Source organism: Pelotomaculum sp. PtaB.Bin117 (genome assembly GCF_002067195.1).
GTDB classification, from domain to species: domain Bacteria; phylum Bacillota; class Desulfotomaculia; order Desulfotomaculales; family Pelotomaculaceae; genus Pelotomaculum_D; species Pelotomaculum_D terephthalicicum.
On record NZ_MVQM01000157.1, the window covers coordinates 1 to 3792 of the forward strand.

The following is a 3792-nucleotide window of genomic DNA, read 5'->3' on the forward strand; positions in this document are numbered from 1 at the left end:
ACCGTATTGAATATTATTTACTATAAATAAAGAGCCGGTAAATAATGCAAAGCCTTGACAATACTATATTTACTGCTGAACACCCAGCGATTCAAATTATATACCGTCTCTAAGCATAAAAATTTGGAGGAATAAAAATGCGTAGAAAAAGTACGTCAATCGAAGCATCGGATTGTCCGAAAAAGTGTGCCGCCGTTGATACCGAAACCGTACCATTTTGTGACAGTGACCCGGTGAAGATGAAGGACCTGGAAGATCATTGCGTAACAGACTGGAAGAAGAAAAAATTGGTAAAAATACCCGTGGTTCTTGCCGAAGTGGATGTGCAGATCGATCTCTTTTCAGAAATCACCCTGCCTACGCCCGCAATTGAAATCAAGCGAATTAAAAAACGTTTGAAACTTACACAATGCAGGCTTATCCAAAACACCAAAAAGTTATTCCTGGAAGGATTCGTCCGCAAAAACATTGAGTTTGCTGAAGCTGACCTATGTGTAGATTCCGACAGCGTATGCGGCACCATAAGTCACTGCACTCTTGACACCCCCTTCAGATGCGTAACAGAAATTGAAGATTTCATTACTCCACCATGCCCTGTCATACCCAGTAAAACCAAAGAGTTTGAATACTTCTCAGCTACTCCTCTTCCATCAGATTTTCCGGAAAAGGAAAAGTTGCTGGCCGGGGATTTGTCTGAGTTCAACCAGGAGAGTTTTGAATTCTTCAACGAGCTTCCATTCTGCGAATTGGTCAGCAGCACCATTACTGAGTTCGATGAGTTCATCAACCGTGAATCAATCTCCGGCGGTCCTTTTGAAGAAAAAACCTTCAAGGAATTTGACGAAAAAATGGTGATCAAGCTGAGATTCAAACTATTGCAAAACCAACAGGTTTGGGTTCCTGCTTTTCATCCCTGCCCGGATCCCTACCCATATGATCATAAGTAATTAACAGGTCACCGGCGGCAATATGGCCAAAGCATCCTGAAGCTTAAGAGTCCTTGATACTTCCCACTGATAGTATCAAGGACTCTTTTGGGCAACGTCTTTTATATGTCTTGTATAGGTCTTAATGTCGCTCTCGCTTTAATTGAACTTACTTTGACAGCCATTTTGGCTGGCGCCGGAACAGGCGGCTTGTTTTCCGGTCCAACTTTCTGGTGCCTGTTTCTCCTTCGGTTCACCAACAGTTGAAGATCCATTTTAATATTAGAAACTTTATCCAGATCCTGACTATTGATATCTATTACCTTCTCTGCCTGAAATTTATTTTCTTGCATGTTCTACCCCCCTATTATATATTTTATTAATTTATTTTTTTCTGGCTCACCTGTAACATATTATGATTACATGCCTATTTTTGACAATAAAAAATATGCTTTACATGTAACGTCTTTATAATCTACTGAATATTTTAAAGGCAGAGCGTATCTAAACATATCCTAAATTTTCTTTTAACAGTTTTTAATATTATAAGGAGGTATTGTAATGGCTTGGGTATCGGGAGCTATTGAATTCGAAAAACCATCGGAGAATCAGCGTCATTTTGAGGGCAACATCGTGTTGAAAAAGGTGGACGATCTGGTTTTACATGGTGTTGTAATGGAGACTGAAGGGAAAAAACCGGTTCCGGGAGCACTGGTCATGGTATATGCCCGTATAAACGGCGGCAAAGAAGAGCCGCTTTGCCATACTTTCAGCACCAGCGACGGCTATTACCTGCTGCAGCTTGATAAGAATAGAATATCAGAGGATACCACCGCAATTATTGTCAGGGCCAGCGCCAATGACTATTCATCCGTCACCGTCTAAGTTCCGGACAGGTGATTTAATTCGACCTGAGCGGAGTCTCTATGATAAATGGCGGCTCCGCAGGTTGAGTTTTACCCGGGAGGTTTACAATCTTCAGTAAAGGTGGGGATTGCAGCAAAATAATTTTGGGGGAGCGGATATTTATGGGTAACAGCTTAATAAGACCGGACCCCGGAAAGTTTTTTGCGGGTCAAAAAATGGATGAGTTATTAAATTTTTATGGTGTGGTCAAGGATAATGACGCTGCAACTGTTGAAGGGGCGGCTGTTATCGTATTTGCCAGCTCCGTTGACGGGACTGAAAGATTACTGGGCTCCACTTTCACCGACCGGGAAGGCGGGTACTTGATTTCCATACCGGTGTTGCCGGATTATCATGAATTGCTTGGGTTTAAAGTAAGAGCCGGCAAGACATACATACTGTCTGAGGGTGTTGATAGCCCAGGTAATTCAAGCGAATATCCGGATAGAGAACGGATGCCGGAACAAGCACAAATTCTTAATCAGGAACACATGACAGGACAAGAAAAAAGTCTGAATGTATCACTAAGCCAGGTTGATTACAACTCTCTCCCGGTGGTAGTTGTGCCTACCGTTCAAACAGACGCTGCCACAAATGTCGGCACGGACTCTGCAACTTTGAATGGGAGTATAACTGATACCAGCGGGGAGAATTGCGACCAAAGAAAGTTTCAAATTAGAGCACTGGGCAGTGAAAACTGGAGTGATGCCGGTATTGAAACTGGTTCATTCGCTCCCGGAGTGTTCAGCTTCACCATCACCGGGCTTACACCCGGCGGCACCTATGAGCTCAAAGCAATGGCGCACAATCCGGCAGGCTGGGGTGAAGGGAATTTAACGACCGTTACAGCAGCCACCTTCCCGGAGGAACTGGCGAAATTGACATATGATAGCTTGGGCGGCAGCCAAAGTAACCTGCAGGAGGAATCGCTGCCCGAAAAAACCTCATATGATGATTACCGCTCTACCTACTGGCGCTGGCTGCGACGGTGAAAAGCGCAAGCGAACAAAATTAAAGCCCTTGTTCCCGCCGGAAGGCGAGACCAAGGGCTTTAGCTAGCGATAAATATTCCGGCCATCCGTTGAAAAAACGATTGTACCTATTTGATCGGTACGGAGGACCTTTATCACGGCTTTTCGCAGCTTGTTTAAAATGACTTGATGAGGATGATGATAGTCGTTCCCGGCGCCAACCGATATTACAGCATACTCAGAATTTACCGCTTTCAAGAACTCCGCTGATGTGGACGATTCGCTGCCGTGATGCCCCACTTTCAGGACCTGGGCCCGGACATCGGCGCCGGCTGCCAGGATTTCCTGCTCGGAAAGCGCCTCGGCGTCGCCCGTCAGCAGAAAAGCCACGTCGCCGTACTTTATCTTTATCACCGCTGAATAGTTATTCAGACTCTCGTAAGTGTCGCCGCACGGTCCGAGTATATCGACCGACAGGTTGCCGTCGCTGATGACGCTCACTCCGGCTTTTGCCGTCGTTGCCCGGAGTCTTTTGTTTTTTATCGCCGCCAGTACGTCACGGAATGTTTTGGTGTTGGTGGTGGCCTTGGGCATCAGCACCTCGCCGATCTCAAAGTGATTGATCACCGCGTCAAGCGAACCGATATGGTCCTCGTGGGGATGTGTGCCAACCAGATAGTCCAACCTTTTTATGCCGTTGCTGTTTAAGTAGTTGATTATTGTCGGCGCACTTTCATTTGCGCCGGCATCCACAAGCATGTTTTTTCCGTCGGGAAACTGGACAAGTATGGAATCACCCTGGCCGACATCCAGAAAGTGAACTTTCAAGTTTTCCGTTTGGGTCCCGGAAACGGCGGGGGAAGCCGGCTTATTTTTCGTATTTACCTTTTGGATTATCGGATTGGAGCAGCCAGCCAAAAATAAAACAGCCAGCAAAAGCAGAATAAATCTTCTCATAATCTACTCCCCGTGTAATCTAATCTTGAAAA

Annotated in this window: 5 protein-coding genes; 3 read left to right on the forward strand and 2 right to left on the reverse strand. The window is 45.4% G+C overall.

What is annotated here, in order from left to right; genetic code table 11:
• Nucleotides 1-137 precede the first annotated feature (137 nt).
• Nucleotides 138-947 (forward strand): CsxC family protein, encoded by an 810-nt coding sequence (locus A4E54_RS11575; protein WP_286726196.1) that lies wholly within the window; start codon nucleotides 138-140, stop codon nucleotides 945-947.
• A 101-nt stretch (nucleotides 948-1048) separates the two neighbouring features.
• Here the strand turns inward: A4E54_RS11575 and A4E54_RS11580 are convergent, their stop codons facing one another.
• Nucleotides 1049-1279 carry a hypothetical protein gene (locus A4E54_RS11580; protein ID WP_240085039.1) on the reverse strand — a complete coding sequence of 77 codons (231 nt, stop codon included), beginning with the start codon at nucleotides 1277-1279 and terminating at the stop codon, nucleotides 1049-1051.
• 208 nt (nucleotides 1280-1487) lie between these two features.
• Here A4E54_RS11580 and A4E54_RS11585 point away from each other — a divergent pair, with 208 nt between their 5' ends.
• Both A4E54_RS11585 and A4E54_RS11590 read left to right on the forward strand, forming a co-directional pair.
• Complete coding sequence (locus A4E54_RS11585) at nucleotides 1488-1811, forward strand: hypothetical protein (RefSeq protein ID WP_240085040.1); 324 nt, start codon at nucleotides 1488-1490, stop codon at nucleotides 1809-1811.
• A gap of 197 nt (nucleotides 1812-2008) precedes the next feature.
• Entirely contained in the window at nucleotides 2009-2824 is an 816-nt protein-coding gene (locus A4E54_RS11590; RefSeq protein ID WP_286726197.1) for a fibronectin type III domain-containing protein, read from the forward strand.
• A 63-nt stretch (nucleotides 2825-2887) separates the two neighbouring features.
• On the opposite strand, the gene A4E54_RS11595 is transcribed toward A4E54_RS11590, so the two are convergent.
• Complete coding sequence (locus A4E54_RS11595) at nucleotides 2888-3760, reverse strand: ComEC/Rec2 family competence protein (protein WP_286726198.1); 873 nt, start codon at nucleotides 3758-3760, stop codon at nucleotides 2888-2890.
• Between the last annotated feature and the right edge of the window lie 32 nt (nucleotides 3761-3792).

Coding starts and splice junctions, on each gene's coding strand:
- A4E54_RS11575 (WP_286726196.1), top strand. CDS start 138: ATGCGTAGAAAAAGTACGTCAATCGAAGCATCGGATTGTCCGAAAAAG.
- A4E54_RS11580 (WP_240085039.1), bottom strand. CDS start 1,279: ATGCAAGAAAATAAATTTCAGGCAGAGAAGGTAATAGATATCAATAGT.
- A4E54_RS11585 (WP_240085040.1), top strand. CDS start 1,488: ATGGCTTGGGTATCGGGAGCTATTGAATTCGAAAAACCATCGGAGAAT.
- A4E54_RS11590 (WP_286726197.1), top strand. CDS start 2,009: ATGGATGAGTTATTAAATTTTTATGGTGTGGTCAAGGATAATGACGCT.
- A4E54_RS11595 (WP_286726198.1), bottom strand. CDS start 3,760: ATGAGAAGATTTATTCTGCTTTTGCTGGCTGTTTTATTTTTGGCTGGC.